The sequence below is a fragment of the Enterococcus sp. DIV2419 genome (assembly GCF_051711865.1).
Taxonomy (GTDB): domain Bacteria; phylum Bacillota; class Bacilli; order Lactobacillales; family Enterococcaceae; genus Enterococcus; species Enterococcus faecalis.
The window spans coordinates 200,784-225,000 of record NZ_JBIONS010000001.1 but is presented as its reverse complement, the minus strand read 5'-3'; the positions used below and the strand labels follow the sequence as shown (position 1 = coordinate 225,000).

General features: G+C 40.3%; 16 protein-coding genes and 2 rRNA genes (1 of these 18 running past the window's edge). 1 reads left to right on the top strand and 17 read right to left on the bottom strand.

From position 1 onward, the window contains the following. From IGI97_RS01070 to pth, 14 genes are all read right to left on the bottom strand, one after another. Nucleotides 1-1,041: ribosomal RNA gene (locus IGI97_RS01070) — 23S ribosomal RNA — on the bottom strand (it extends 1,872 nt beyond the left edge of the window). A 226-nt stretch (nt 1,042-1,267) separates the two neighbouring features. Beyond that, nucleotides 1,268-2,828: ribosomal RNA gene (locus IGI97_RS01065) — 16S ribosomal RNA — on the bottom strand. The 16S and 23S rRNA genes sit together here, the layout of an rRNA operon. 611 nt (nt 2,829-3,439) lie before the next feature. Beyond that, nucleotides 3,440-4,936 (bottom strand): lysine--tRNA ligase, encoded by a 1,497-nt coding sequence (gene lysS, locus IGI97_RS01060; RefSeq protein ID WP_002359372.1) that lies wholly within the window; start codon nt 4,934-4,936, stop codon nt 3,440-3,442. A gap of 93 nt (nt 4,937-5,029) precedes the next feature. Beyond that, nucleotides 5,030-6,028 (bottom strand): tRNA dihydrouridine synthase DusB, encoded by a 999-nt coding sequence (gene dusB, locus IGI97_RS01055; protein WP_002356263.1) that lies wholly within the window; start codon nt 6,026-6,028, stop codon nt 5,030-5,032. A gap of 11 nt (nt 6,029-6,039) precedes the next feature. Next, nucleotides 6,040-6,936: an Hsp33 family molecular chaperone HslO gene (gene hslO / locus IGI97_RS01050; protein ID WP_002359370.1), complete on the bottom strand. Its 897-nt coding sequence runs from the start codon at nt 6,934-6,936 to the stop codon at nt 6,040-6,042. Nucleotides 6,937-7,097: 161 nt separating this feature from the next. Continuing rightward, nucleotides 7,098-9,254 (bottom strand): ATP-dependent zinc metalloprotease FtsH, encoded by a 2,157-nt coding sequence (gene ftsH, locus IGI97_RS01045; protein WP_002363441.1) that lies wholly within the window; start codon nt 9,252-9,254, stop codon nt 7,098-7,100. Nucleotides 9,255-9,347: 93 nt separating this feature from the next. After that, on the bottom strand, nt 9,348-9,893 hold the full coding sequence (gene hpt, locus IGI97_RS01040) for a hypoxanthine phosphoribosyltransferase (RefSeq protein WP_002356260.1): 546 nt from the start codon (nt 9,891-9,893) through the stop codon (nt 9,348-9,350). Nucleotides 9,894-9,911: 18 nt separating this feature from the next. After that, nucleotides 9,912-11,300, bottom strand: coding sequence for a tRNA lysidine(34) synthetase TilS (gene tilS / locus IGI97_RS01035; protein ID WP_324648870.1), 1,389 nt, complete (start codon nt 11,298-11,300; stop codon nt 9,912-9,914). An 85-nt stretch (nt 11,301-11,385) separates the two neighbouring features. Continuing rightward, nucleotides 11,386-11,865, bottom strand: coding sequence for a S1 domain-containing RNA-binding protein (locus IGI97_RS01030; protein WP_002356258.1), 480 nt, complete (start codon nt 11,863-11,865; stop codon nt 11,386-11,388). Nucleotides 11,866-11,909: 44 nt separating this feature from the next. Beyond that, nucleotides 11,910-12,389 (bottom strand): FtsB family cell division protein, encoded by a 480-nt coding sequence (locus IGI97_RS01025; RefSeq protein ID WP_002356257.1) that lies wholly within the window; start codon nt 12,387-12,389, stop codon nt 11,910-11,912. Between the two features lie 254 nt (nt 12,390-12,643). Beyond that, nucleotides 12,644-12,907 (bottom strand): RNA-binding S4 domain-containing protein, encoded by a 264-nt coding sequence (locus tag IGI97_RS01020; protein WP_002356255.1) that lies wholly within the window; start codon nt 12,905-12,907, stop codon nt 12,644-12,646. A 14-nt stretch (nt 12,908-12,921) separates the two neighbouring features. Then, on the bottom strand, nt 12,922-14,511 hold the full coding sequence (locus tag IGI97_RS01015; protein WP_048738147.1) for a putative polysaccharide biosynthesis protein: 1,590 nt from the start codon (nt 14,509-14,511) through the stop codon (nt 12,922-12,924). Between the two features lie 15 nt (nt 14,512-14,526). Continuing rightward, complete coding sequence (mfd, locus tag IGI97_RS01010; protein WP_438737812.1) at nt 14,527-18,066, bottom strand: transcription-repair coupling factor; 3,540 nt, start codon at nt 18,064-18,066, stop codon at nt 14,527-14,529. A 19-nt stretch (nt 18,067-18,085) separates the two neighbouring features. Further along, the gene (gene pth, locus IGI97_RS01005; protein WP_002361556.1) at nt 18,086-18,652 is read right to left on the bottom strand and encodes an aminoacyl-tRNA hydrolase; all 567 of its coding nucleotides are present in this window, start codon (nt 18,650-18,652) and stop codon (nt 18,086-18,088) included. Between the two features lie 335 nt (nt 18,653-18,987). On the opposite strand from pth, the gene IGI97_RS01000 reads away from it, so the two are divergent. Continuing rightward, on the top strand, nt 18,988-19,971 hold the full coding sequence (locus IGI97_RS01000) for an L-lactate dehydrogenase (protein ID WP_002356251.1): 984 nt from the start codon (nt 18,988-18,990) through the stop codon (nt 19,969-19,971). Nucleotides 19,972-20,197: 226 nt separating this feature from the next. Here the strand turns inward: IGI97_RS01000 and IGI97_RS00995 are convergent, their stop codons facing one another. From IGI97_RS00995 to IGI97_RS00985, 3 genes are all read right to left on the bottom strand, one after another. After that, on the bottom strand, nt 20,198-21,688 hold the full coding sequence (locus IGI97_RS00995; RefSeq protein ID WP_002361555.1) for an aldehyde dehydrogenase family protein: 1,491 nt from the start codon (nt 21,686-21,688) through the stop codon (nt 20,198-20,200). A gap of 276 nt (nt 21,689-21,964) precedes the next feature. After that, complete coding sequence (locus tag IGI97_RS00990; RefSeq protein WP_438737810.1) at nt 21,965-23,476, bottom strand: glucosaminidase domain-containing protein; 1,512 nt, start codon at nt 23,474-23,476, stop codon at nt 21,965-21,967. Between the two features lie 228 nt (nt 23,477-23,704). After that, nucleotides 23,705-24,217 carry a transcription repressor NadR gene (locus IGI97_RS00985; protein WP_002356248.1) on the bottom strand — a complete coding sequence of 171 codons (513 nt, stop codon included), beginning with the start codon at nt 24,215-24,217 and terminating at the stop codon, nt 23,705-23,707.

The window sequence follows — 24,217 nt, the reverse complement described above, 5'->3', positions numbered from 1 at the left end:
CTTAGCTGGTGGTCTGGGCTGTTTCCCTTTCGACTACGGATCTTATCACTCGCAGTCTGACTCCCGGATATAAATGAATGGCATTCGGAGTTTATCTGAATTCGGTAACCCGAGATGGGCCCCTAGTCCAAACAGTGCTCTACCTCCATCATTCTCAATTCCGAGGCTAGCCCTAAAGCTATTTCGGAGAGAACCAGCTATCTCCAAGTTCGTTTGGAATTTCTCCGCTACCCACACCTCATCCCCGCACTTTTCAACGTACGTGGGTTCGGTCCTCCAGTGCGTTTTACCGCACCTTCAACCTGGACATGGGTAGATCACATGGTTTCGGGTCTACGACTACATACTCATTCGCCCTATTCAGACTCGCTTTCGCTGCGGCTCCGTCTCTTCGACTTAACCTCGCATGCAATCGTAACTCGCCGGTTCATTCTACAAAAGGCACGCCATCACTCATTAACGAGCTTTGACTTGTTGTAGGCACACGGTTTCAGGATCTATTTCACTCCCCTTCCGGGGTGCTTTTCACCTTTCCCTCACGGTACTGGTTCACTATCGGTCACTAGGGAGTATTTAGCCTTGCGGGATGGTCCCCGCGGATTCCGACGGAATTTCTCGTGTTCCGCCGTACTCAGGATCCTCCTAGGTGTTGTCAGCATTTCGTCTACGGGGCTTTCACCCTCTTTAGCGGAATTTTCCAAATCCTTCAACTATACTAACAGACTACCATATTGGAGTCCTACAACCCCAACAAGCAAGCTTGTTGGTTTGGGCTCTTCCCGTTTCGCTCGCCGCTACTCAGGGAATCGAATTTTCTTTCTCTTCCTGCAGGTACTAAGATGTTTCAGTTCTCTGCGTCTACCTCTAATCAGCTATGTATTCACTGAAAAGTAATATCCTATAAAAGATATTGGGTTCCCCCATTCGGAAATCTCTGGATCATAGCTTACTTACAGCTCCCCAAAGCATATCGGTGTTAGTCCCGTCCTTCATCGGCTCCTAGTGCCAAGGCATCCACCGTGCGCCCTTATTCACTTAACCTTATCAACCTTACGGTTGGGTCTTGATCACTTCTTCTAGCGATAGAAGGTTAATCAATAAATAAGCAATTGAACTTATTAAAAAACTCATTCAACGCGGTGTTCTCGGTTTGTTTTGATTCTTTTTACTTCAATATCCAGTTTTCAATGAACGAATGTTTTGAGAGTAGACCTCTCAAAACTGAACAAAGTAAAGACGAAATGTGTATTTCCGTAATATTCCTTAGAAAGGAGGTGATCCAGCCGCACCTTCCGATACGGCTACCTTGTTACGACTTCACCCCAATCATCTATCCCACCTTAGGCGGCTGGCTCCAAAAAGGTTACCTCACCGACTTCGGGTGTTACAAACTCTCGTGGTGTGACGGGCGGTGTGTACAAGGCCCGGGAACGTATTCACCGCGGCGTGCTGATCCGCGATTACTAGCGATTCCGGCTTCATGCAGGCGAGTTGCAGCCTGCAATCCGAACTGAGAGAAGCTTTAAGAGATTTGCATGACCTCGCGGTCTAGCGACTCGTTGTACTTCCCATTGTAGCACGTGTGTAGCCCAGGTCATAAGGGGCATGATGATTTGACGTCATCCCCACCTTCCTCCGGTTTGTCACCGGCAGTCTCGCTAGAGTGCCCAACTAAATGATGGCAACTAACAATAAGGGTTGCGCTCGTTGCGGGACTTAACCCAACATCTCACGACACGAGCTGACGACAACCATGCACCACCTGTCACTTTGTCCCCGAAGGGAAAGCTCTATCTCTAGAGTGGTCAAAGGATGTCAAGACCTGGTAAGGTTCTTCGCGTTGCTTCGAATTAAACCACATGCTCCACCGCTTGTGCGGGCCCCCGTCAATTCCTTTGAGTTTCAACCTTGCGGTCGTACTCCCCAGGCGGAGTGCTTAATGCGTTTGCTGCAGCACTGAAGGGCGGAAACCCTCCAACACTTAGCACTCATCGTTTACGGCGTGGACTACCAGGGTATCTAATCCTGTTTGCTCCCCACGCTTTCGAGCCTCAGCGTCAGTTACAGACCAGAGAGCCGCCTTCGCCACTGGTGTTCCTCCATATATCTACGCATTTCACCGCTACACATGGAATTCCACTCTCCTCTTCTGCACTCAAGTCTCCCAGTTTCCAATGACCCTCCCCGGTTGAGCCGGGGGCTTTCACATCAGACTTAAGAAACCGCCTGCGCTCGCTTTACGCCCAATAAATCCGGACAACGCTTGCCACCTACGTATTACCGCGGCTGCTGGCACGTAGTTAGCCGTGGCTTTCTGGTTAGATACCGTCAGGGGACGTTCAGTTACTAACGTCCTTGTTCTTCTCTAACAACAGAGTTTTACGATCCGAAAACCTTCTTCACTCACGCGGCGTTGCTCGGTCAGACTTTCGTCCATTGCCGAAGATTCCCTACTGCTGCCTCCCGTAGGAGTCTGGGCCGTGTCTCAGTCCCAGTGTGGCCGATCACCCTCTCAGGTCGGCTATGCATCGTGGCCTTGGTGAGCCGTTACCTCACCAACTAGCTAATGCACCGCGGGTCCATCCATCAGCGACACCCGAAAGCGCCTTTCACTCTTATGCCATGCGGCATAAACTGTTATGCGGTATTAGCACCTGTTTCCAAGTGTTATCCCCCTCTGATGGGTAGGTTACCCACGTGTTACTCACCCGTCCGCCACTCCTCTTTCCAATTGAGTGCAAGCACTCGGGAGGAAAGAAGCGTTCGACTTGCATGTATTAGGCACGCCGCCAGCGTTCGTCCTGAGCCAGGATCAAACTCTCATAATAAAAGTTAGAACAATCTTGCGATTGTTAAGCTCAATTTGTTTGCTAGCATATTGCTTGCTTGTTAAAAATGTTTGTTGTCTTGAATTGAATCAAGACGCCCTACACATTTGGTTCGTCTATTCTTTGTTCAGTTTTCAAAGGTCTACGTTACCTCGCAGCAACTTTTATATCATAACAAACTTTCGTTTGAATGTCAAGAACTTTTTTAAAAAAGTTTTTTTAAGTTGTTTTGCTCGGTTGTTGTTGTCTGTTGTGACAACTTCTATATCTTATCATCTCGTTTGTTATTTGTCAACAACTTTTTTGTTGTTTTTTCAAACTTTTTTCGAGAGATTTGAAATCAAGAATTGTTATTTAATTATTGATTTCTGAATCGCTCAGCTGTGTGACTCGCCTTGCGACATGTAATAATATACCAAGATTTCAAGCATTGGTCAATCATTATTTTCACTTTTTTTAAACTTTTTTTCAATACCGATTATTCTTTCTTATCCGATTAGATAAAGTTCGTTTTTTTTATCAGATTACCCATTCTTTTTATTACTCATCTTCGATTTTTTTATTTATTTTTTTGCGAATACAAAAAAAAGATGCCCTTAAGGCATCTTTTTTTATCTCATTGTTGGGAATAGCAAGACATCACGAATTGATTGTGCATCAGTCAATAACATAACTAGTCGATCAATCCCAATACCTAATCCTCCGGTTGGTGGTAAGCCATATTCTAAGGCTTCGATGAAATCTTCATCTACTCCGTGTGCTTCATCATTTCCTTGTTCCCGTTCTTTTTCTTGTTCTTCAAAACGTTCACGTTGGTCAATTGGATCATTTAATTCTGTAAATGCATTAGCAAACTCTTTTCCGATAATAAACAGTTCAAAGCGGTCAGTGAAACGACCATCTTCTGGATTTTTCTTCGCTAATGGTGAAACAGCGACTGGGTGACCATAAATAAATGTTGGTTGTTGCAACGTATCTTCTACAAATGTTTCGAAAAATTCATTAATGATATGACCGACTGTCATGGCATCTGTAATTTCAACATTATGTTCTTTAGCCAACGCACGGGCTTCTTCTATCGTCATCTCTTGCCAAAAATCTACGCCCGTTTGTTCTTTGACCGCATCTACCATGTGTAGACGTTTGAAAGGACTTCCTAAGTCAACCGCTTGACCATCGTACGTGATATCAGTAGTTCCTAAGACTTTTTCCGCAGCATTACGAATAATTCCCTCTGTTAAATCCATCACATCTTGATAATCAGTATAAGCGGTATAAGCTTCTAGCATTGTAAATTCTGGGTTATGAGTGGTATCGATTCCTTCATTACGGAAGACACGACCAATTTCATATACTTTTTCCATGCCACCGACAATTAAACGTTTTAAATGTAACTCTAGGGCAATGCGTAAGTATAAGTCCATATCTAATGCATTATGGTGTGTGATAAATGGACGAGCAGCAGCTCCTCCTGCTTCGTTATGCAAGACAGGCGTTTCTACTTCGACATAGCCATTGCCATCTAGATAACGACGGATTTCGCTAATAATTTGACTGCGTTTCATGAAACGATCAAAGCTTTCTTTGTTACTGATTAAATCCAAATAGCGTTGACGATAGCGTTGTTCCACATTCGTTAATCCATGGTATTTATCTGGCAACGGACGCAAAGCTTTAGTTAATAACGTAATTGTTTGAGCTTTAACAGTAACTTCCCCCGTATTGGTTTTCATTACTTGACCTGTCACACCAAAGAAGTCGCCTAAGTCAGCATGTTTAAATAGTTCATAGGCTTCATCTCCAACTTGGTCCTTCCGAACATAAATTTGAATTTGGCCTTCACGGTCTTGCAAATGGGCGAAACCAGCTTTTCCTTTACCACGTTTTGTCATCATACGTCCAGCAACGCTGACTTCTGTATTCATTTCACTAAGTTCTTCTTTTGTATGATTATCATATTGTTCATGAAGTTCTGCTGAATTATGAGTGCGATCGAAACGTTTACCGAAAGGATCAATCCCTTCTTCACGTAAAGCTTCCATTTTTTCGCGGCGCACGAGCATTTGATCATTTAAATCCTCTAAATGCGCTTGTTGTTCTTCTGCCACTGTTGTTCCTCCATTCTTGATTTCAACCTATCCTAATAATGCCACAGTAATTCGAAAAAAAGCAAGCCGAATTTTACTTTCGGCTTGAATTTTTTATTCTTCTATAGTAGTTACAGCAACTTTGGAAATCTTCTCTACAAAGGCATCAAGTAAATCGACAACTGCTTGTTGTGTTTCAACTTGGTTAATCGCAACTTTCACTTTGGCTGCTCGCGAAATTCCTTTTAGATAGTAAGAAGCATGTTGGCGAAACTCACGGACCGCAATTTTTTCACCTTTTAAATCCACTAATCGTTGTAAATGAACTTTTGCAATGTTAATTTTTTCAGCTGGTGAAGGCTCAGGCATCAATTCGCCCGTTTCCAAGTATTCTTTCGTCCGTTGAATCATCCAAGGATTGCCCAAAGCAGCTCGACCAATCATCACACCATCCGCTCCAACATATTCTAACATGCGTTTAGCATCTTCAGGCGTTTTGACATCGCCATTTCCCATAAAAGGAATGGTTAAATGCTTTTTCACTTCCTTTAAAACGTCCCAGTTGGCTGTCCCTTCGTACATTTGGACACGTGTCCGACCATGCATAGCAATTGCCGAAGCCCCTGCTTGTTCGGCAGCCAAAGCGTTGTCTACAGCATATAGATGATCTTCATCCCAGCCTGTTCGCATTTTTACAGTAACAGGCAAAGAAACTGCCGAAGAGACTGCGTGAACCATCTCATGCACTTTATTCGGATCCAGCAACCATTTCGCACCAGCTTCAGCTTTAATTATTTTATTGACAGGGCAACCCATGTTAATATCAATAATCGCCGCTTGCGTATTTTCTTCCACAAACTTAGCAGCTTCCACTAATGTTTCTTTATCTCCACCAAAAATTTGTACACTTAAAGGATATTCCCGCTCATCAATATATAGCATTTCTAAGGTTTTTTTGTTTCTTAATTTAATTCCTTTGTCACTAATCATTTCACAAACGACTAATCCTGCGCCAAATTCTTTTACAGTCACACGAAAAGCGGCGTTACTAATACCCGCCATCGGAGCTACGACAACACGGTTGGGGATTTCAACGTCTCCAATTTTCCACATAGTCTTTCCTCCTACTTTTGTTTCGTATTGCGAATCGCTTCATCGCGAAGTTCAATTAATTCTTCTTCACTATAGTGATATTTATTGTTACAGAATTGACAAACTGCTTCTGCTCCATGATCTTCATCAATCATCGCATTTAATTCATCGATCCCAACAGCAATCAAAGCGGTCGCAAATTTTTCTTTGGAACAGTCACATTTAAATTGTACAGGCATTTTTTCTAAAATTTCTACTTCGTCTTCTCCCAATAAGCGATACAAGACTTGTTCAGGTGTTTCTCCATTTTCTAGTAATTGTGAAATTGGTGGCACTTCCGCTAGACGCTGTTCAATAAAATCAATGGTACTTTCATCGGCACCTGGCATTACTTGAATCATAAAACCACCGGCTGCTTTCACAGATTCATCCGTGTCCACCAATACACCTAAACCGATAGCTGAAGGAACTTGTTCAGAGACCGCCATAAAATATGTAAAGTCTTCACCGATTTCACCAGAAACAATAGGTGTTTGTCCAGAAAAGGTTTCTTTTAATCCTAAATCTTTAATGACTGTGAAAATTCCTTCGTTACCGACAGCACCACGTACATCAATTTTACCTGTTGCATTCAACTTTAAGCTGACATGTGGATTTTTAATGTAGCCTTTTGTTTCTCCACGGCCATTACTATCAACAATTATAGCGCCAGCTGGGCCATTTCCTTGTACTTTTACAGTTAATTTATCGTCACCTTTTAAAGTCGCTCCTAGTAAAAGGGCTCCAATCAATGTGCGTCCTAACGCTGCGGTAGAAGAACTCCATGTATCATGTCTTCTTTGCGCTTCACTAACAGTTTCAGTGGCACTGATGGCATATGCTCGAATTGAACCTTTATAACAAAGGGCTTTTACTAAATAATCTTCCATTCTTTTTCCTCTTCTCTTGGTGCTTTTTTGTCCATTAGTCAGATAATACTAGGAATCAGGTGTTTTTTCAACCAAATAATCTTCCTTCTATAGAATATCTTAATATTATAGAAGGTGCAGTATTCGTCAACTCGACAAATACTGCACCTTCTACTAATTGGTTATTTATAACGATCTTCGTAGTTATTGCGATCATATTCAGAATTGGAATCTGAATCTTTTTTCTCTTCAGATTGGACTTCTTTTTCTGTTTGTTCGCTTTCTACTTTGACTTCTTCTGCTTCATCATGTAATTCTTTTTTCGCTTCTTCAAAGTCTTGCTTTTCTTCAACTTGTTTTTGCGCTTCTTTTTCTTCTAAAGCACGTTTTGCTTCTTCGAATGTTTGCGCTTCTTTTTCACTAGGATAGTCGCTGTCAGCACCTTCAGGCATTTTACCTGTTTCAAATAATGATTTGATTGCTTTTGCATCTAATGTTTCATATTCTAATAGTTTTTCAGCGATTAGTTTATGTTGTTCACGGTGCGCTTCGATAATTTCATGCGCTTTCGTATGAGCATCCATTAGTATACGGCGAACTTCCTGATCGATTTCAAACGCCACTTGTTCTGAGTAAGCTTTTGTTTGACCATAATCACGACCGACAAAGACTTGATGGTTTCCTTCATATTGAACAGGTCCTAATTTGTCACTCATTCCATATTCCGTTACCATGCTACGGGCAATCCCTGTTGCTTGTTCAAAGTCATTTGAAGCCCCTGTTGATTGAACGCCAAAGATAATTTCTTCTGCTGTACGTCCACCAAGTAAGCCAACGATTTGTTCAAACATATCTTCTTTAGTCATTAAGAATTGATCTTCTTTTGGTAAAGCAATCATATAACCGCCTGCGCGACCACGAGGGATAATTGTTACTTTGTGGACAACACGGGCACGACTTAAGACTAAACCAACAATTGTGTGTCCCGCTTCATGGTAAGCCACCATTTCGCGTTCTTTTTTATTAATCACGCGATCTTTTTTAGCTGGACCAGCAATTACGCGGTCTTCGGCTTCATCCACATCAGAAGCATCAATTTTTTTCTTGTTACGACGAGCGGCAACTAAGGCTGCTTCGTTTAAGACATTTTCTAAATCAGCACCAGCAAAACCTGGTGTTTGTTGTGCAACAACTTTCAAATCAACGTCATCAGCTAATGGCTTGTTTTTCGCATGAACACGTAAAATCGCTTCACGACCTTTGACATCTGGACGTCCTACCAAGATTTGGCGGTCAAAACGACCTGGACGTAACAACGCTGGGTCTAACACGTCTGAACGGTTCGTTGCAGCAATTACGATAACTCCTTCATTGCCATCAAAACCATCCATCTCAACTAATAATTGGTTAAGGGTTTGTTCACGTTCGTCGTGTCCGCCACCCATACCAGCACCACGTTGACGACCAACTGCATCTATTTCATCGATAAAGATAATCGCAGGCGCGTTTTTCTTCGCTGTTTCAAATAAATCCCGGACACGGCTAGCACCGACCCCGACAAACATTTCAACGAAATCTGAACCTGAGATTGAGTAAAATGGCACACCTGCTTCACCTGCTACGGCTTTAGCAAGTAACGTTTTACCAGTCCCTGGAGGTCCTTCTAATAGTACGCCCGCAGGAATCCGTGCGCCTAATTCAGCGAAACGACGTGGATCTTTTAAGAATTCCACTACTTCAACTAATTCTTGTTTTTCTTCTTCCGCACCAGCTACATCTGAGAAGCGGACACGGTTAGCTTTTTTATCGGCTTCTTTGGCTTTTGATTTACCGAAGTTCATCACACGGCCACCGCCGCCACCGCCACCGCCTTGTTGGCTCATCATCATGTAGAAGAAGAAGAAAATAATCACTAATGGTAAGAAACTAAACAACAGTGACAACCAAGCACCACTTGTTGATTGTTCTTTGACAACTAGCTTCACCTTGTTATTTTGTGCCGCATCTTGAATGCCAGCTAAGGTTGTATCACTAGGTAAAACGGTTGTTGTGAAGCCTTTTGACGACGCTTGCGTTGAGCCCCACAATGACAGACCACCTGTGTCTTTCACTTCTTGTTTTTCTTTATACTGACCTTCAATCCGGTAAACCCCATTGGTTGGTTGAATGGTCATGTCTTTGACTTTTCCGTCTTCCAATTGTTGTTGGAAGGTTGAGTAATCGATGTCTGGCGATTGTTGGTTGTTATTTCCAAAAATGAAATAGACAACCATGACCATGGCAAGTACTACTAAGACGTAGTATAAACCATTTTTCATGCCATTATTCTTTTTGTTCATGCCTGTCCTCCTTATGCTCATCATTACAATTCATGTTATTCTTTTATCAATCCTGACCTTTACATTGTAACACAATTAATTCCTTGATAGATATTAATTTGATTCGTAAACTTCAGGTTTTAAAACGCCAATATAAGGCAAGTTGCGGTACGTTTCTGCATAGTCTAATCCGTAACCGACCACAAACTCATTGGGCACATCAAACCCTACGTAGTCAGCTTTAATGTCTACCACACGGCCTTCTGGTTTATCTAATAAGGTAACAATTTTCACAGATGCAGCTTTACGGTATCTAAACAAATCTACTAAATACGCTAATGTACGACCACTATCGATGATATCTTCTACGATTAAAATATGTCTACCTTCGACATTTGTGTCCAAGTCTTTGACAATTTTTACTTCGCCTGAAGAAACTGTCGCGTTGCCGTAGCTAGATACATCCATAAAGTCCAATTCTAAATAAGTATTGATTTCACGAGTCAAATCAGCCATAAATGGTACTGCACCTTTTAAAATACCGACCACTAAAGGATTTTTCCCTTGATATTCTTCTGTCAGTTGCTTGCCAAGCTCTGCAGACTTCGCAAGAATTTCTTCTTTGGAGATTAGGACTTTCTCAATATCTTTTTCTATCATAGTGCGCTCCTTTCAGCATTACTCCTTTGTCTTAAAAAGGAGTCTGTAGTGTATTTTATCAGTTTCTAAAGGAATACTCAAATAGGAATTTGCAAATTTTGGTACCCAAATGATTTCCTCTTGCTCATCCGTAATGACCCAAGCACTCTCTCTCGCTTCATTTGGCACTTTTTGATCAATAAAAACTCTGCTTAATTTTTTCGTAAACCCTGGTTTTAATGTAATCCGATCACCACTTTGGCGATGACGAACGGTCAAAGGTGTGGCTGTGGTCAACGGGATCGCTAACAACTGACCCGTCCACTGATTAATCTCTTCAGGAAGAGGAAACGGTTTGTCTGTCGCAATTAATCCTAGCCACTCGGTTTCCGATAAATAAATCCCCGCACCAGGTACTAATAAATGTGTAACTTCTTCTCGCTGTGCAGCCTGTTTTTGTTCTAAGCATAGCCAATCATAACTTTTAGCTAGTTGCCATTGCTGTTCTAACATAACCGAGCCTTGCGGTTGCCGTTCATCATTCAAAACTTTTAAAATTTGTGTCATCTGGCGTTGGTTTAACGAAACCCCTAATGGCACTAATGTTTTTTGGAAAAACGCGGTTAAAAAGAAGTGCTGGTACGCAAGCGTTTCTTTTAATAATCTCTTCAAAGGAATGCGCCATCCTTGTTTGGTCGGTTCTACGGCTTCAGATAATTGAGGCTCAATTTGTTCTTGAATAAATTCTTGGGCAAAACGTTGTTCATTACTAAAAGAAGCAATCTGATCTAAGAATTGCGGATTTTCCTGCTTTAATAGCGGCAAAACCTGATTACGGAGCCGATTTCTCAAATATTCATTGGTTTGGTTCGTTTCGTCCTCAAAATAAACGAATGCTTGGCGCTGTGCAAATTGATACAATTCTTCTTTTGGATAAATGAGTAACGGACGAATCAATTCCCCTGTCGCAAAAGGACGTCTCTCTTTAATGCCCGCGGAATGGGAAAAATTAGTTCCTCGAATCAGTTTCATTAAAATCGTTTCCGCTTGATCGTCTAGATGATGTGCCGTCATTAAGACCGCCGCACCTTCAATTTCCATGACTTCTTTAAAAAATTCATAACGAAATGTGCGCGCTTTTGCTTCTAAATTCCGTTGCTTTTCAGGGTCTTCCCAACGTGTTTCATAATACGTTAGCTCTCGCTGCTGACAATAGGTAGCGAGATATTGCGCTTCCTGTGCCGACGCTTCTCGCAATTGATGATTGACGTGTGCAACAACCAATTGTAATTGTTCTTTTTCTGCCACCTGTTCCATTAACGTCAAAAGGGCCATGGAGTCTACACCACCAGAAACGGCGACCACGATTGTTTGATGCGGTTGCCAAAATCCTTGTTCTTTTCCTCGTTTATAAAACTGCCAAAACATTGTTCGCCCTTCTTTCTTCCTTAGAATAAAAGAGGAACCGAGAAATAACCCATTCGTTATCCCCAGTCCCCCTATTTGTTTGTGCTTAGCCGCGACGTCCGCCACGTCCGCCACGTTTGCCTTCAGTATTACGTTTTAATGAAGATAAACGATCATCACTATCTTTCAAGAAAGAGCTCATCAATGAGTCAAAATCTTGTTTATTGTTATTGTTATTTGCTTGTGGTTTATTGAAAGGCTTTTTGCCCCCTGCGCGTGGATTACGGTCACGATTCTCATAATTGTTTTCACGACGTTGAAATTCACGTTTTGGTTGTTGCCCTTCTGCTGGCTCTTGTGCTTTACGGATCGATAAGCCAATTTTGCCGTCGTCACCAACTGAGGTTACTTTCACTGTTACTTCGTCACCTACTGTTAATACATCATGAATATCTTTAACGAATCCATTAGACACTTCACTGATGTGTACTAACCCAGTTTTTCCTTCTCCTAAATCAATAAATGCACCAAAGTTAGTAATCCCTGACACTTTTCCTGGCAATTTAGCTCCTACTTCGATTGACATAAAAAAATTGTTCCTCCTATTTTTTCCCTAATTATAATTGCAGTTTATTCAGCTGAAGACTTAGTTGTTTCAGTTGAAGACTGTGATTGACTATTTTTTTCTGAACTGCTCTTGCTTTCTTCCGCTCCAGAAGTCTGTGTTTTTTTCATTTGTTCTGGTGTGGGATAAATCTGTTCGCCTTCTTTTGAGAGAAGGAAACGGCTACGTGCTAATTTTGCCACATAATCATCATCTTTTAACAAAGCAACGTCTTTTTTTAGATCCTTGACCTTCTTATCAACTGCTACGGATTCAGCAATTGCATCTGCTCGTTCTTGTTTGAAAGCACCTAAGCGATGATAATCTTTCATCAATTGGATGCCAGAAAAGGCAAAAATAATGAAGGCCACGAGAAAAATCGCTGCCAAGCGTCTGCGTCTAAAAATCAATTGTTTCTGTTGTTTTTGGAATTCGACATACTGTTCTTTCGTGTAGTCATTTTCCAATGCCGCAACTTTCTTCGAGTTTTTTTCATTCTTTCCCATCGTCTCGCTCCACTCGCTTTGGATTGTCCGTTTTATTATACCAACATCTAAGAACCTTGTCTAATGTTAATTTCAGAGAAGTTAAAGAAAATCAAGCTTTTTTCTAAAATATTCTTTGCTTTTGAAATAACAGCGGTTGATTTATTAATTTTTTTCAAAAGCGGCGCGTCTGTTTCATTAAAACGCTGAAAGGATGAAGCGCTTGGAATATTCATCTTTTCAATGAACTTGCCAAGCGCTCCATCCTCACCTGTTTATTCTTCAGAGACACGTGTTTCTGATTTTATTTCATACATTTTTGTGGCATCTTCTTTTTTCGTAGAGTCATTTAGTTGCAGGACTTCTACTTCTAAAATTCTGTTCCCAAATTGAATTTTGACAAGGTCACCAATCTTAACAGTACTAGAAGATTTGGCTAAGACTCCGTTGATTTGAATCCGACCTTTATCAGCGACTTCTTTGGCAACTGTTCTTCTTTTAATAATGCGAGAAACTTTTAAAAATTTATCTAACCGCATCACATTCACCTCTTTTATTTTTTTTGTCTCATCCGTAAAATTTTTGCGCCATACGGTAAACTTAACCATTCACGTATCGTAAATAATTCTACCTTAATGATGGTGCTAATAAAAACTGTACCACCCACTGCAACACCTAAAACTGTAACGAAAAACGCTTGACTTCGGTGATGCACACCTTGGAACAAGATGGAGATAATTCCTTGATAGACCAGTAATGACAGCATCATGATTGCTAAACTAAGCAACAGTTTTTTCAAAAAGTTTCGTTCTCGAACAAAACAATTAATCGCTGCATCCGATTGTCGGACTAAAACGAATAACGTCGCTAGTAACCCAAGAATAGTAGACCAACTAGCACCTAATGTTCCCCAACGAATGGTGAAAAAGCCCGTTGTCAGTAATTTCACTAATAAGCCCACACCAGCTGCCACTAAAGGACCTTTAAAACGATTGCGACTTTGTTCAATACTTTGGTAGGCCTGAATAATGGCCATAAAAGCGATGGATAAAACATACACCCCTAAAACATCGTTGCCTTTATAATCTTTAAAAAGCGTAAAGTTCATGTACGGCAATAACATCATCAGACCAATCGAAGCCGCCGATGCCAAGGTTGTGGTAAGACGCAAAAAGATTTTTGCAACTTGTAAAAATTGTTGACGGTCTTTTTTCATAAAATATTTTGTCAAACCTGGTAAAAAGGTCGAGCTTAAAGCTAAAGCAATTACCAATCCTAATTGAACTAGTGGTTGTCCTCTATCATAGACCCCTTTGTCAACTTTCGCAGCTAAATCAGAGAGCCCGAAAAGCATGAGGGCATTTTTTACTTTAAAGGAATCAATTAATTGAAATAGAATCAGAAAAGCACTATATAAAGAGACCAAACCACCCTCAATCATTAAACGTTTAAATAGTCCTGTGGTTTGAGGCATAATCTTCCATTGATGCAAGTATTCCGTACTTCCACTAAGAATTTTTCGATTGTAGTACCATAAGACAAGTACCGCTAAGACACCGCCAGCCAACGCACCACTCATGGCCACCGTCCCCGTTTGGTAAATGGAGCCACCAAAGTAATGATAGGACAACGCAGCTACTAGAATAACCCCGACACGCACAAACTGTTCCATCACCTGTGAAATACCACTAGGCACCATCAACAAATGACCTTGAAAATTCCCACGATAGAAAGAAAGAATTGGAACGAGTAAAAAGGTAAAGGAAACAACTTCCATTAATGGTTGGAGTGCAGCATCCCCCATACTAATAGCAATTTCTTGACTACCAAAGAAAAAGAAGGCCCAACAAGCAATCGCTAACCATAACACATAGGGATATAGTTGGCGCAACACTTGTTTTTGACTCCGAATATCTGGTTGTTCAGCAACAATTTTGGAAATAAATTGCGGTAAGCCTGACAATGCTAATGTCATCGCAATCCCATAGATTGGATAAACTTGCTGATACACGTAAAATCCTTCATCCCCTACAAAGTTCTGAAAAGGAACGCGATAAAACGCACTCAACACTTTTGCAATGAAGGAAGCAATGGTTAACACAACGGCACCTTGCATCATTCGTTGCATTTCTTTTTGTGCCATCTTCTAGGCCTCCTTTTAAAGGGAATCCGTTTCTTGCGAATGTTTGTATTTTTCTTGTCGCAATGCGGTTGTAAAAGTAGCAATTTCTTGAATCCAAACAGCTTCTTTACAATCTTTCGGCAACTTCAAGGAAATAGTCATTTGTTCTTTCTCAACTGCTAAATCCGCTTTTAAGCTGGTGGCCGATAACGCTTCAAACAACTGCTCCACAGAGTATGTTTTTGTGCCAATTTTACTTAACACAAACTTGACTTTTTGGTCGCGTTTACGAATACTTTCTAACAAGGCACGGTCGCCATCCATTTTGATACGGCCAGTGGTTAATAAATGCGCCACTTCGTCAGGATACTCTCCAAAGCGGTCTAACAAGTCCGCTTCTAATTCTTCGTACATATCCATATTTTCTAATTGACGAATCCGTTTATAAATTTCAATTTTTTGTCGTTCGTCTGTAATATACGTTCCTGGAATATAAGCATCAATGCCCAAATCAATCTCAACAGACGTTTTTTGGTCTTGGATATTTTTTCCTTGTTTACGAGCAACTGCCTCAGATAACATCTGTGAGTACATATCAAACCCAACCGAATCAATGAAGCCATGTTGTTGGGCACCAAGAAGGTTTCCGGCCCCTCGAATGGAAAGGTCACGCATCGCAATTTTGAACCCAGAACCTAATTCCGTAAAGTCTTTAATTGCTTCTAAACGTTTCTCACTAACTTCGTTTAGGATTTTTTGCTGTTCGTACATAAAATAAGCATAGGCCACTCGATTGCTACGCCCCACACGACCACGTAATTGATACAACGTAGATAAGCCCATGTAGTCCGCATTTTCTACAAACAAGGTATTAGCATTAGGAATATCTACTCCTGTTTCAATAATCGTTGTAGTGACTAATATATCATATTGTCCTTCAATAAAATCAAACAAAGTATTCTCCAGTTGTACTTCTGTCATTTGACCATGTGCATACGCAATTCGTGCATCTGGAACTAGTGCTTGTAACTCTTCAACTTTTCGTTCAATCGTATCTACTCGATTGTATAAATAAAAGACTTGGCCATCTCGGGCCATTTCTCGCTCAATCGCTTCCCGAATCGCCCCAGGATTATTTTCCATGACATACGTTTGGATCGGATAACGATTCTCTGGTGGGGTTTCGATGACGGATAAATCACGGACACCTAACATTGACATATGAAGGGTCCTTGGGATTGGCGTTGCTGTTAACGTCAAGACATCCACTTGTGAACGCAATTGTTTTAGTCGTTCTTTATGTTTCACTCCAAACCGTTGTTCCTCATCAATAATCAACAAGCCTAAATCACTAAAATTAATATCTTGCGACAATAAACGATGGGTACCAATCACAATATCTACTTGGCCATGTTTAATTTTTTCAATTGTTTCATTTTGCTGTTTTTTCGTGCGGAAACGACTTAATAAACCAATTTCTACAGGAAAGCCCTCAAACCGCTCTTGAATCGTTTCGTAATGTTGTTGCGCTAAAATAGTTGTTGGCACTAAAAAGGCGACCTGTTTATTGTTGCTAACAGCTTTGAAAGCCGCTCGTAAAGCCACTTCTGTTTTACCAAACCCTACATCGCCAACTAACAAACGATCCATTGGTCGAGATTTTTCCATGTCGTGTTTAATTTCGGCAGCACTACGTAATTGATCATCTGTTTCAGAATACGGAAAAGCCTCTTCAAATTCTTTTTGATACGCATCATCTGGCGGAAAAGCATAACCTTTTTCCGATTCTCTTGTCGCATAAAGTAAGATTAAATCATCCGCGATATCTTCAATTTTCGAAGCAACTTTTCGTTTAGTTTTCGTCCATTCACTGCCGCCTAGCTTGTTAATTTTCGGCGTTTTAGACTCGGAAGCAACGAACTTTTGAATCAAGTTCAATTGTGTTACTGGAATAAATAACTTGTCATCATTTTGGTACAAGATAGTCATGTAATCTTGATGGACCCCATCAACTTCTAAGGTTTCCATACCAATATATTTACCAATCCCGTGATTCGCATGAACGACATAATCGCCCGTTTTTAAGTCGCTATAACTTTTCAAACGTTCCGCATTAGAGATTGTTTGACGACGTGCCCGTTTTTTGGTCGTTGTATGAAAAATTTCTTTTTCCGTAATCGCCACGAGCTTGTTTTTAGGTAATTCAAACCCTGTTTGTAATGCCCCTTGAACAATTTGGACATGTCCATCTAACAGCTGATCCCAATTGCTTACTACGCTAGGTATGTCAAAGTCCTGGAATAGCTCTTCGACTTTTTGAATCCGTTCTTTCGTAGGAACAAAAACAACAACCGTTTGGTTTTGCTTTTGCCAACGGTCCACTTCCGCTTTTAGCAACGGCATTTGACCGAAGAATTGTTGCATTGAACGATATTGGAAATTATGGACTTCTTGGAAACGAAGATTCCCCATTCCTTTTTGAAAAAGTGAAAAGAAGGTCGTATTTCGTGCAGTTTTTCGCAATTGATCATGAAAGTCTACGCCAAAAGTTTGTTCAGAAAACACGCGCATTTCTTCAATTTTCAGGGTTTGCCATTCCGCTTCCTCTCTAGCGATTTCTCGCTCCGTTTCCATCATACGAGAATAATCATCCACAAAAAGCAAACTATTTTCTGGTAAATAATCTAACAGAGTAGTTTTTTGTTGGTACAGAAAATCTGTATAATAGTGAGCATTTTCTGTAGGAATCCCTTGTTCCCAAGAAGACAGCAAATGACCAAAATATTCTTCTAAAAAATCGGTCTCCGTTTGATCTTTAGCTGTCGCTAAACGTTTTTCTAGAGCATCTTGTAACCTCGTCATGCCATGATTCATATCTGCCTTTGAGAATACTAAATCAGTCATTGGTGAAATCGTTACTTCTTCAAGATTTTCTAATGAGCGTTGAGTATCCGCTTCAAAATAACGGATTGAGTCAATTTCAACATCAAACAGTTCCACCCGAACAGGGTATTCGGCATTTAGCGGATAGACATCAACAATGCTTCCGCGAATACTAAATTCGCCAGGCTTTCCGACCATCGATTGGCGTTCATAGCCCATTAACACTAAGCGTTGCGCGAGGATTTCAGGTTCTACTTCTGTCCCGATTTCCCAATGAAGTTGCGCATTTTGCCACGTTTCTTTCGTTGGCAAATATTTTCGTAGTCCAGCTACTGGTACGACCACGATTCCTGCATTCGCTGTCATCAGGAAATTTAACGCACTCACTCGATCTGCGCGCGCTTCTGGTGAAGAAAAGGCCATTTCGGCGGATAACACTTCATCTACTGGAAATAGATGAACTTGTTCTGAAGGTAAAATATTTAAAAAATCATCTACTAATTGATTGGCATAGTATAGGTTTGGGACCGCAATAACAATTTTTTGATGCGTCTTTTGTAAAGCGCCTGCCATCAGTAATGTTTTAGCAGAGCCTGATAACCCAGTAATTAGTTGGCGCGTTCCTGTTGTCATTAGTTGACTGCGCCATGATTTAGCAATTTCTGTTTGGCTAATTCGTTCGATAATATTCAAACAAGGGCCCTCCTTTCTGCTATTTTCCATTAAATTGATTCATTGTTTCAACAAACGTATGTCCTTCGCATGCATATAAAGCGGCATCGGCTGCTTTTTTTACAGCAAGTAACATCTCTTCGTGTGTTTCTTTGGGAAAAGTACTTAGTACATGGTGGATAACTGTATCATTTTTTGAGGGCCGACCAATGCCAATTTTAATTCTAGGAAAGACATTAGTTCCTAAATGGGCAATCAGACTTTTTATCCCATTGTGGCCGCCAGCACTACCTTTTTGCCGTAAACGAATTTTACCGACCTCTAAGTCTAAGTCATCATAAATAACAATCAAGTCTTCCTCATCTACCCCAAAGTAGGTCAACAGCGGCCCAACAGAGCGACCTGATTCATTCATAAATGTTAATGGTTTCACTAACAATACTTTCTCAGTCCCTATAAAAAACTCTGCAATATCTGCTTCAAAATTACTATTATTAAACGAAACATTTTGCCGATACGCAATTTCATCTAGCGTAATAAAGCCAATGTTGTGTTTTGTTTCTTTGTATTTACTACCGGGATTTCCCAGTCCTACGATTACTTTCATCTTTCATTCTCCTTGGATTATAAGCTTGCCAACACAAAATGGCTGGGAAGCGTATGCGCTACCCAGTTTTATTCATTATACCATAGAAATAAAAAAACTCGCAGTCTTTGAAGATTAAGAAAGATGTAAAAAAATTTTTTAGAAATTTAAATATGCGCAAGATAGTGAAATTACGCACATGTAAGAGCTACCATTTTGAAACAGGTCTGAAAACTGTATCATTTTTACAATCAAAGTTCGTGACATTTTTTACAAACCATGTTACTATCACTTTAGCAACAGGAAATAAAAACTCGTTGCTCACGAAAAAGAATGTAGAGGAAGGAATGGTACACATGACTGCAGCCGCAGGGAATAAAGATCACCAAAAAGTAATTTTAGTCGGGGACGGTGCCGTAGGTTCTAGCTATGCCTTTGCTTTAGTAACTCAGAATATTGCTCAAGAAGTTGGGATTATTGATATTAATGTACCAAAAACTGAAGGAGACGCGTTGGACTTATCTCACGCATTAGCATTTACTTCTCCTAAAAAAATCTATGCTGCTACTTATGACGATTGCCATGATGCAGACTTAGTTGTCTTAACAGCTGGTGCGCCTCAAAAACCAGGCGAAACTCGTTTAGACTTAGTTCATAAAAACTTGAAAATTAATAAAGAAATCGTTACAACAATTGTTGATTCTGGTTTCAACGGTATCTTCTTAGTTGCCGCAAACCCAGTCGACATTTTGACTTATTCAACTTGGAAATTCTCTGGCTTCCCGAAAGAACGAGTAATCGGTTCAGGAACTTCACTAGATTCTGCTCGTTTCCGTCAAGCAATTGCCGAATTAGTTGATGTTGATGCACGAAATGTCCATGCCTACATCTTAGGGGAACACGGAGATACAGAATTCCCAGTTTGGTCACATGCGAATGTCGCTGGCTTACAAATTTACGAATGGGTGAAAAATAATCCTGACGTCGATGAAGAAGCAATGGTTAATTTATTCTTCAACGTACGCGACGCTGCTTACACAATCATCGAGAAAAAAGGAGCTACTTTCTATGGAATCGCGGTTGCACTAGCGCGTATCACTAAAGCTATCCTAAACGATGAAAACTCTGTGTTACCATTATCTGTTTATTTAGAAGGTGAATATGGTCAAAACGATATTTATATCGGTGCACCAGCGATCATCAACCGCCAAGGAGTTAAACAAGTCATTGAAATTCCATTAACAGATGCTGAACAAGAAAAAATGGAAGCTTCTGCTTCTGCATTAAAAGAAGTTATTGAAACAGCTTTTGCTAAATTTGAAGCAGAAGAAGCAAAGTAACTCCTTCTATAATAGTCGAAAATTAAAAACAACCAAGAGTGAACACTATTGTTACTCCGCTTTAAAGCCTGGTACAAAAATCCAAAGTGATTTTTGCACCAGGCTTTACTTTTAATCTGTTTTACTTTACTCATCACTCAACTTTTAAAAAAAATTATTGTTTTGTTTAGCTCGAAAAATAACAATAACCAAAAATAAGTTTGTTATCTAAAATTCACTACACTACTTAATACAGTCCATCTGCTTCTTCTTTTGTCACAATGTAAATATTTTTCATTTGCGTATAAGCATCTAGCATTGATTTATGCGTTTCTCGACCAATTCCTGATTTTTTATAACCGCCAAATGGCGCGCCCGCAGGCAATTGATTGTATGTGTTGACCCACATCCGACCTGTCCGTACACCACGAGCAACCCGTAATGCCACATTGATATCTTGAGAAAAGACCGCACCACCTAGACCATATTCAGAATCATTAGCTAAACGAATGACTTCTTCTTCCGTTTCAAATTTAATCACTGTTGCAACAGGACCAAAGATTTCTTCTTGGGCCACACACATTGTATTCGTACCATTCGCTAATAACGTAGGTGCTAAAAACGCCCCCTTGTCTAGCCCATTTTCTGTTAAACGTTGCCCACCAGTAATCAGTGTAGCTCCTTCCTTCACACCAATTTCGACATATTTTAAAATTTCTTCCAATTGATGCTCATTGATCTGAGCGCCCATTTCAACATCTTTTTCCCACGGGAAACCAACGTTCACTTGTTCAAACTTTTCCTTTAAAGCTTCTACAAATTGATCATAAATACCTGACTGAACGAACACACGAGACCCAGCACAACAAACTTGCCCTTGATTGAATAAAATCCCTAACTGCACGCCTTCTAATGCACGTTCCCAATTGGCATCTTCAAAAATAATGTTGGCTGATTTTCCGCCAAGTTCTAAAGTGGCTGGAATTAGGCGGTCGGCCGCCGCTTTAGCGACAGTGTACCCCACCTCTGTTGAGCCTGTAAAAGCTAGCTTATCAAACCCTGGATGTGCCAACATATAATTTCCTGAATCAGAACCACGACCGGTGATTAAATTCACTACTCCTTTCGGCAAGACTTGATCAAAAATTTTAAACAATTCCAACAGACTTAATGATGTGCTCGAGGACGGATGAATCACAACCGTGTTACCTGCTGCCAACGCTGGTGCTAATTTCCAAGCACCCATTAATAAGGGGAAATTCCACGGAATAATTTGACCCACAACACCGATGGGTTCTTTCACAACAATGGATAACGTATCCTTATCAAATTCTTTGACAGATCCTTCTTCTCCACGAATCACACTAGCAAAATACCGAAAATGGTCTGCACTGGCAGGGACATCAATCGATTGCGTTTCCCGAAGCGGTTTTCCATTATCTAAAGTCTCCACCATAGCCAAATGTTCTTGATTTTCTTCAATCAAATCAGCAATTTTCAATAAAAGATTGCTTCTTGTTACAACGTCAACATCTTTCCATGTCTGAAACGCTTCTTGAGCTGCTTCTACAGCTCGATCCACATCTGCATTTGTGGCATCTACAAATTCTGCTAATTTTTCACCATTACTAGGATTGTAACTAGCAATCATTTTGTTACCACTACCTGTTGTCCACTCTCCATTAATATACAATTGATAGCTACTGGCAACTACTTGATTTATTTCTTTTTTACTCATTTACCCACCTCTTTTTTTATTTTTGTATCCGCTTACAATTATAAGACATCTTCCACCTAAAAGTAAATAATTCTACCTAAAAAAAATATAGCTATCAGCGACTGTTGCTAACTCATCCCGACCTCAAGCCTCCTGGCAATAACTGAATGTATTAAACTTTATTGGAGAGAACTTTTGCCACAAAAAAAGCTAGCACTGAAGAATTAAAATTGCTTCTTCAGTGCTAGCTTTGATTTTTCCAACTCATCCGTTCTTATTGACAAAGAGCTGATTTTTTTATTTATCTTTTGGAACGATATAGTTCATTAAATGTGTTTCATCAGCTGAGATTGTACGTGTCGAAACAACGTTTAATCCCTTCACGTTCATTTCAGAAATTAAGATGCTACCATCTTTAAAGACTTTTTCCACAAATGCGACATGACCATAAGTATTGTCTGCGCCTAAAACGCCAGCTGGGAAGGAAACCGCTGCACCTGCTTTTGGTGTACGACTTACTTTGTACCCGCGTGCACGACCTGTTTCGCCCCAATCTTGACCATTCCCCATTGTTAAGTCCACACGTTTACCTAATTGCGTAATACGGTTGTAGATATATTGTGTACAGTTGCCCCAAGCATAACTATTAAAGGTGTCATAGTTTTTGCCATTATAGGCTGGGAAATTTGATTCCATTGGTTCAACGGTTGCTTTTTCTTTATCATAATAAGTTAAATCGTATGTTTTAATTAACGCATTTAATTTCTTATGGTAATCTTTGTCCGTTGCGTATTTTCCTGTTAGGAAACGTGTCGCTTCTTTGTATGATTTGGCTTCCGTTTTCCAGACACCATGATAGAAATCTTTATTGGAATCTAAACCATTTTTCAATAATTTCGCATAATCTTCCATTGATTCTTTATACGTTGGATATTGACGGAATTTTGCTTCTACTGTGTATAGGTTACCGAAACCATTGTCTTCATAGGTAATAAAAGAAACAGATTGACCTTTGTAATCGCCTTTAATACCAAACAAATTGTAGTTTGGTTTCTGGCTTAATTTACTATTGCCGCTGCCACTTTCTAAAATTGCTTGAGCAATCATCACACTAGCATATAAGTTTTTGTCCTTGGCCACTTTCCGAGCAGATTCCCCGATTTCTTGAATAAACTCTTCTGTCTTCTTCGTTTTGCTGACCGTAAACGTCTCATCGTCTTCCACTAACCCAACCGTTTCATTTGTAACTGGTGGGACTATTTCGGGCTGCGGTGTTGACGCTGCTGGTTGTTCTACTGGTTTTTCAGCTGGCGCTGTTGGTGTCACTGGTTTCGCCGGCTGTTTTGATTCAGAAGTACTCGTGCCAGGTTTTGGCTGTTCTTTAGAAGAACTTGGTGTGGTCGTCGGCGTGGTACTTGATTCAGTTGTACTTGTTGACGTAGAATCTGTGGTTGACTCTGTTGTACTCGTTGAGGTGGAGTCAGTAGTCGATTCTGTCGTACTTGTGGATGTTGAATCCGTTGTGGAATCTGTCGTTTCGGTTCCTGACGTTTCCGTGGACTCCGTGGTTGTAGATTCACTTGATTCGGTTGAACTTTCTGTTTCAGTTGTTGATTCTTCTGTCGCTTCTGTTGTTTCACTAGTTGCTGTCGTTTCAGTGTCTTCAGCAGTTGTTGCTTCTGCGGTTGTTTCTGCAACAGAACTATTTTCAGCTACCAAGTTATTACCTTCTGCAAATGCACCTACTGGCATTGATGAACCTAAAAGTAATAAGGTAGAGAACAGGGCAAATTGTTTTTTCATACTCATTCTCCTTTTTTATTTTTCTCCATTTATTTTTATGTACCAACATATATAATTGACATAGTTATTGTTTAAATGGCTCCTTTTTTAATAGTATACTGTTTCATAAAAAATTTCTAGCAAAAAGTTAAAAAAATAGAAGAAAATTTACAAATTCTTCTATCTTTTTTTGGTAATTTTCTAAGAAAAAAAAGAAAGGGCTTGAACAAACATCAACGTCCTCTCTTTTTCTCGTTATCCTTCAAACAAAATACTTTTTTTTCGAAGTGCCTCTTTGATTTCTTGGAAAGTTTCTTCGTCTGCACAGCGAATAGTATGCAGATGGACGCCTCCTGTTAAAACTGATAGTAATGTAGCATGCTCTTTTTGATACTTGTCCATAAATTTATCAATATCTTTCTCTGATTGAATGCGCAAACTGCCGATTAATTCCCCATAAAGCGGATGTGCAATACTCACATCTACCACTTCTCCACCTTTGGCAACAATGACTGACAATTCTTCTCTCGTTTGTTCAGGTGTATGTTGACAAGCAATTTTCCGTTCAATTCCTTCTAAAGGTTGTTCCAACATATACCCTCGAGCTGTTGCGACAATTTCGACCCCTGTCGCCCGTAATAGAGCGACATCTCCTACAATAATTTGTCTGCTGACATCAAAAGCTTTTGCAAAACGAGTGGCACTAATTGGCTTTTCGGTCTCTCTTAATCTTTTAACAATCTCTCTTCTTCTGATTTCTCCATCCAC

What these genes read in the sequence shown, in the direction of transcription:
- IGI97_RS00990 (WP_438737810.1), bottom strand. Translation starts at nt 23,476, where the DNA reads ATGAGTATGAAAAAACAATTTGCCCTGTTCTCTACCTTATTACTTTTA.
- IGI97_RS01000 (WP_002356251.1), top strand. Translation starts at nt 18,988, where the DNA reads ATGACTGCAGCCGCAGGGAATAAAGATCACCAAAAAGTAATTTTAGTC.
- pth (WP_002361556.1), bottom strand. Translation starts at nt 18,652, where the DNA reads ATGAAAGTAATCGTAGGACTGGGAAATCCCGGTAGTAAATACAAAGAA.
- dusB (WP_002356263.1), bottom strand. Translation starts at nt 6,028, where the DNA reads ATGTGGAAAATTGGAGACGTTGAAATCCCCAACCGTGTTGTCGTAGCT.
- IGI97_RS01030 (WP_002356258.1), bottom strand. Translation starts at nt 11,865, where the DNA reads ATGTCAATCGAAGTAGGAGCTAAATTGCCAGGAAAAGTGTCAGGGATT.
- IGI97_RS01020 (WP_002356255.1), bottom strand. Translation starts at nt 12,907, where the DNA reads ATGCGGTTAGATAAATTTTTAAAAGTTTCTCGCATTATTAAAAGAAGA.
- ftsH (WP_002363441.1), bottom strand. Translation starts at nt 9,254, where the DNA reads ATGAACAAAAAGAATAATGGCATGAAAAATGGTTTATACTACGTCTTA.
- IGI97_RS01025 (WP_002356257.1), bottom strand. Translation starts at nt 12,389, where the DNA reads ATGGGAAAGAATGAAAAAAACTCGAAGAAAGTTGCGGCATTGGAAAAT.
- hpt (WP_002356260.1), bottom strand. Translation starts at nt 9,893, where the DNA reads ATGATAGAAAAAGATATTGAGAAAGTCCTAATCTCCAAAGAAGAAATT.
- hslO (WP_002359370.1), bottom strand. Translation starts at nt 6,936, where the DNA reads ATGGAAGATTATTTAGTAAAAGCCCTTTGTTATAAAGGTTCAATTCGA.
- IGI97_RS00995 (WP_002361555.1), bottom strand. Translation starts at nt 21,688, where the DNA reads ATGAGTAAAAAAGAAATAAATCAAGTAGTTGCCAGTAGCTATCAATTG.
- IGI97_RS01015 (WP_048738147.1), bottom strand. Translation starts at nt 14,511, where the DNA reads ATGGCACAAAAAGAAATGCAACGAATGATGCAAGGTGCCGTTGTGTTA.
- tilS (WP_324648870.1), bottom strand. Translation starts at nt 11,300, where the DNA reads ATGTTTTGGCAGTTTTATAAACGAGGAAAAGAACAAGGATTTTGGCAA.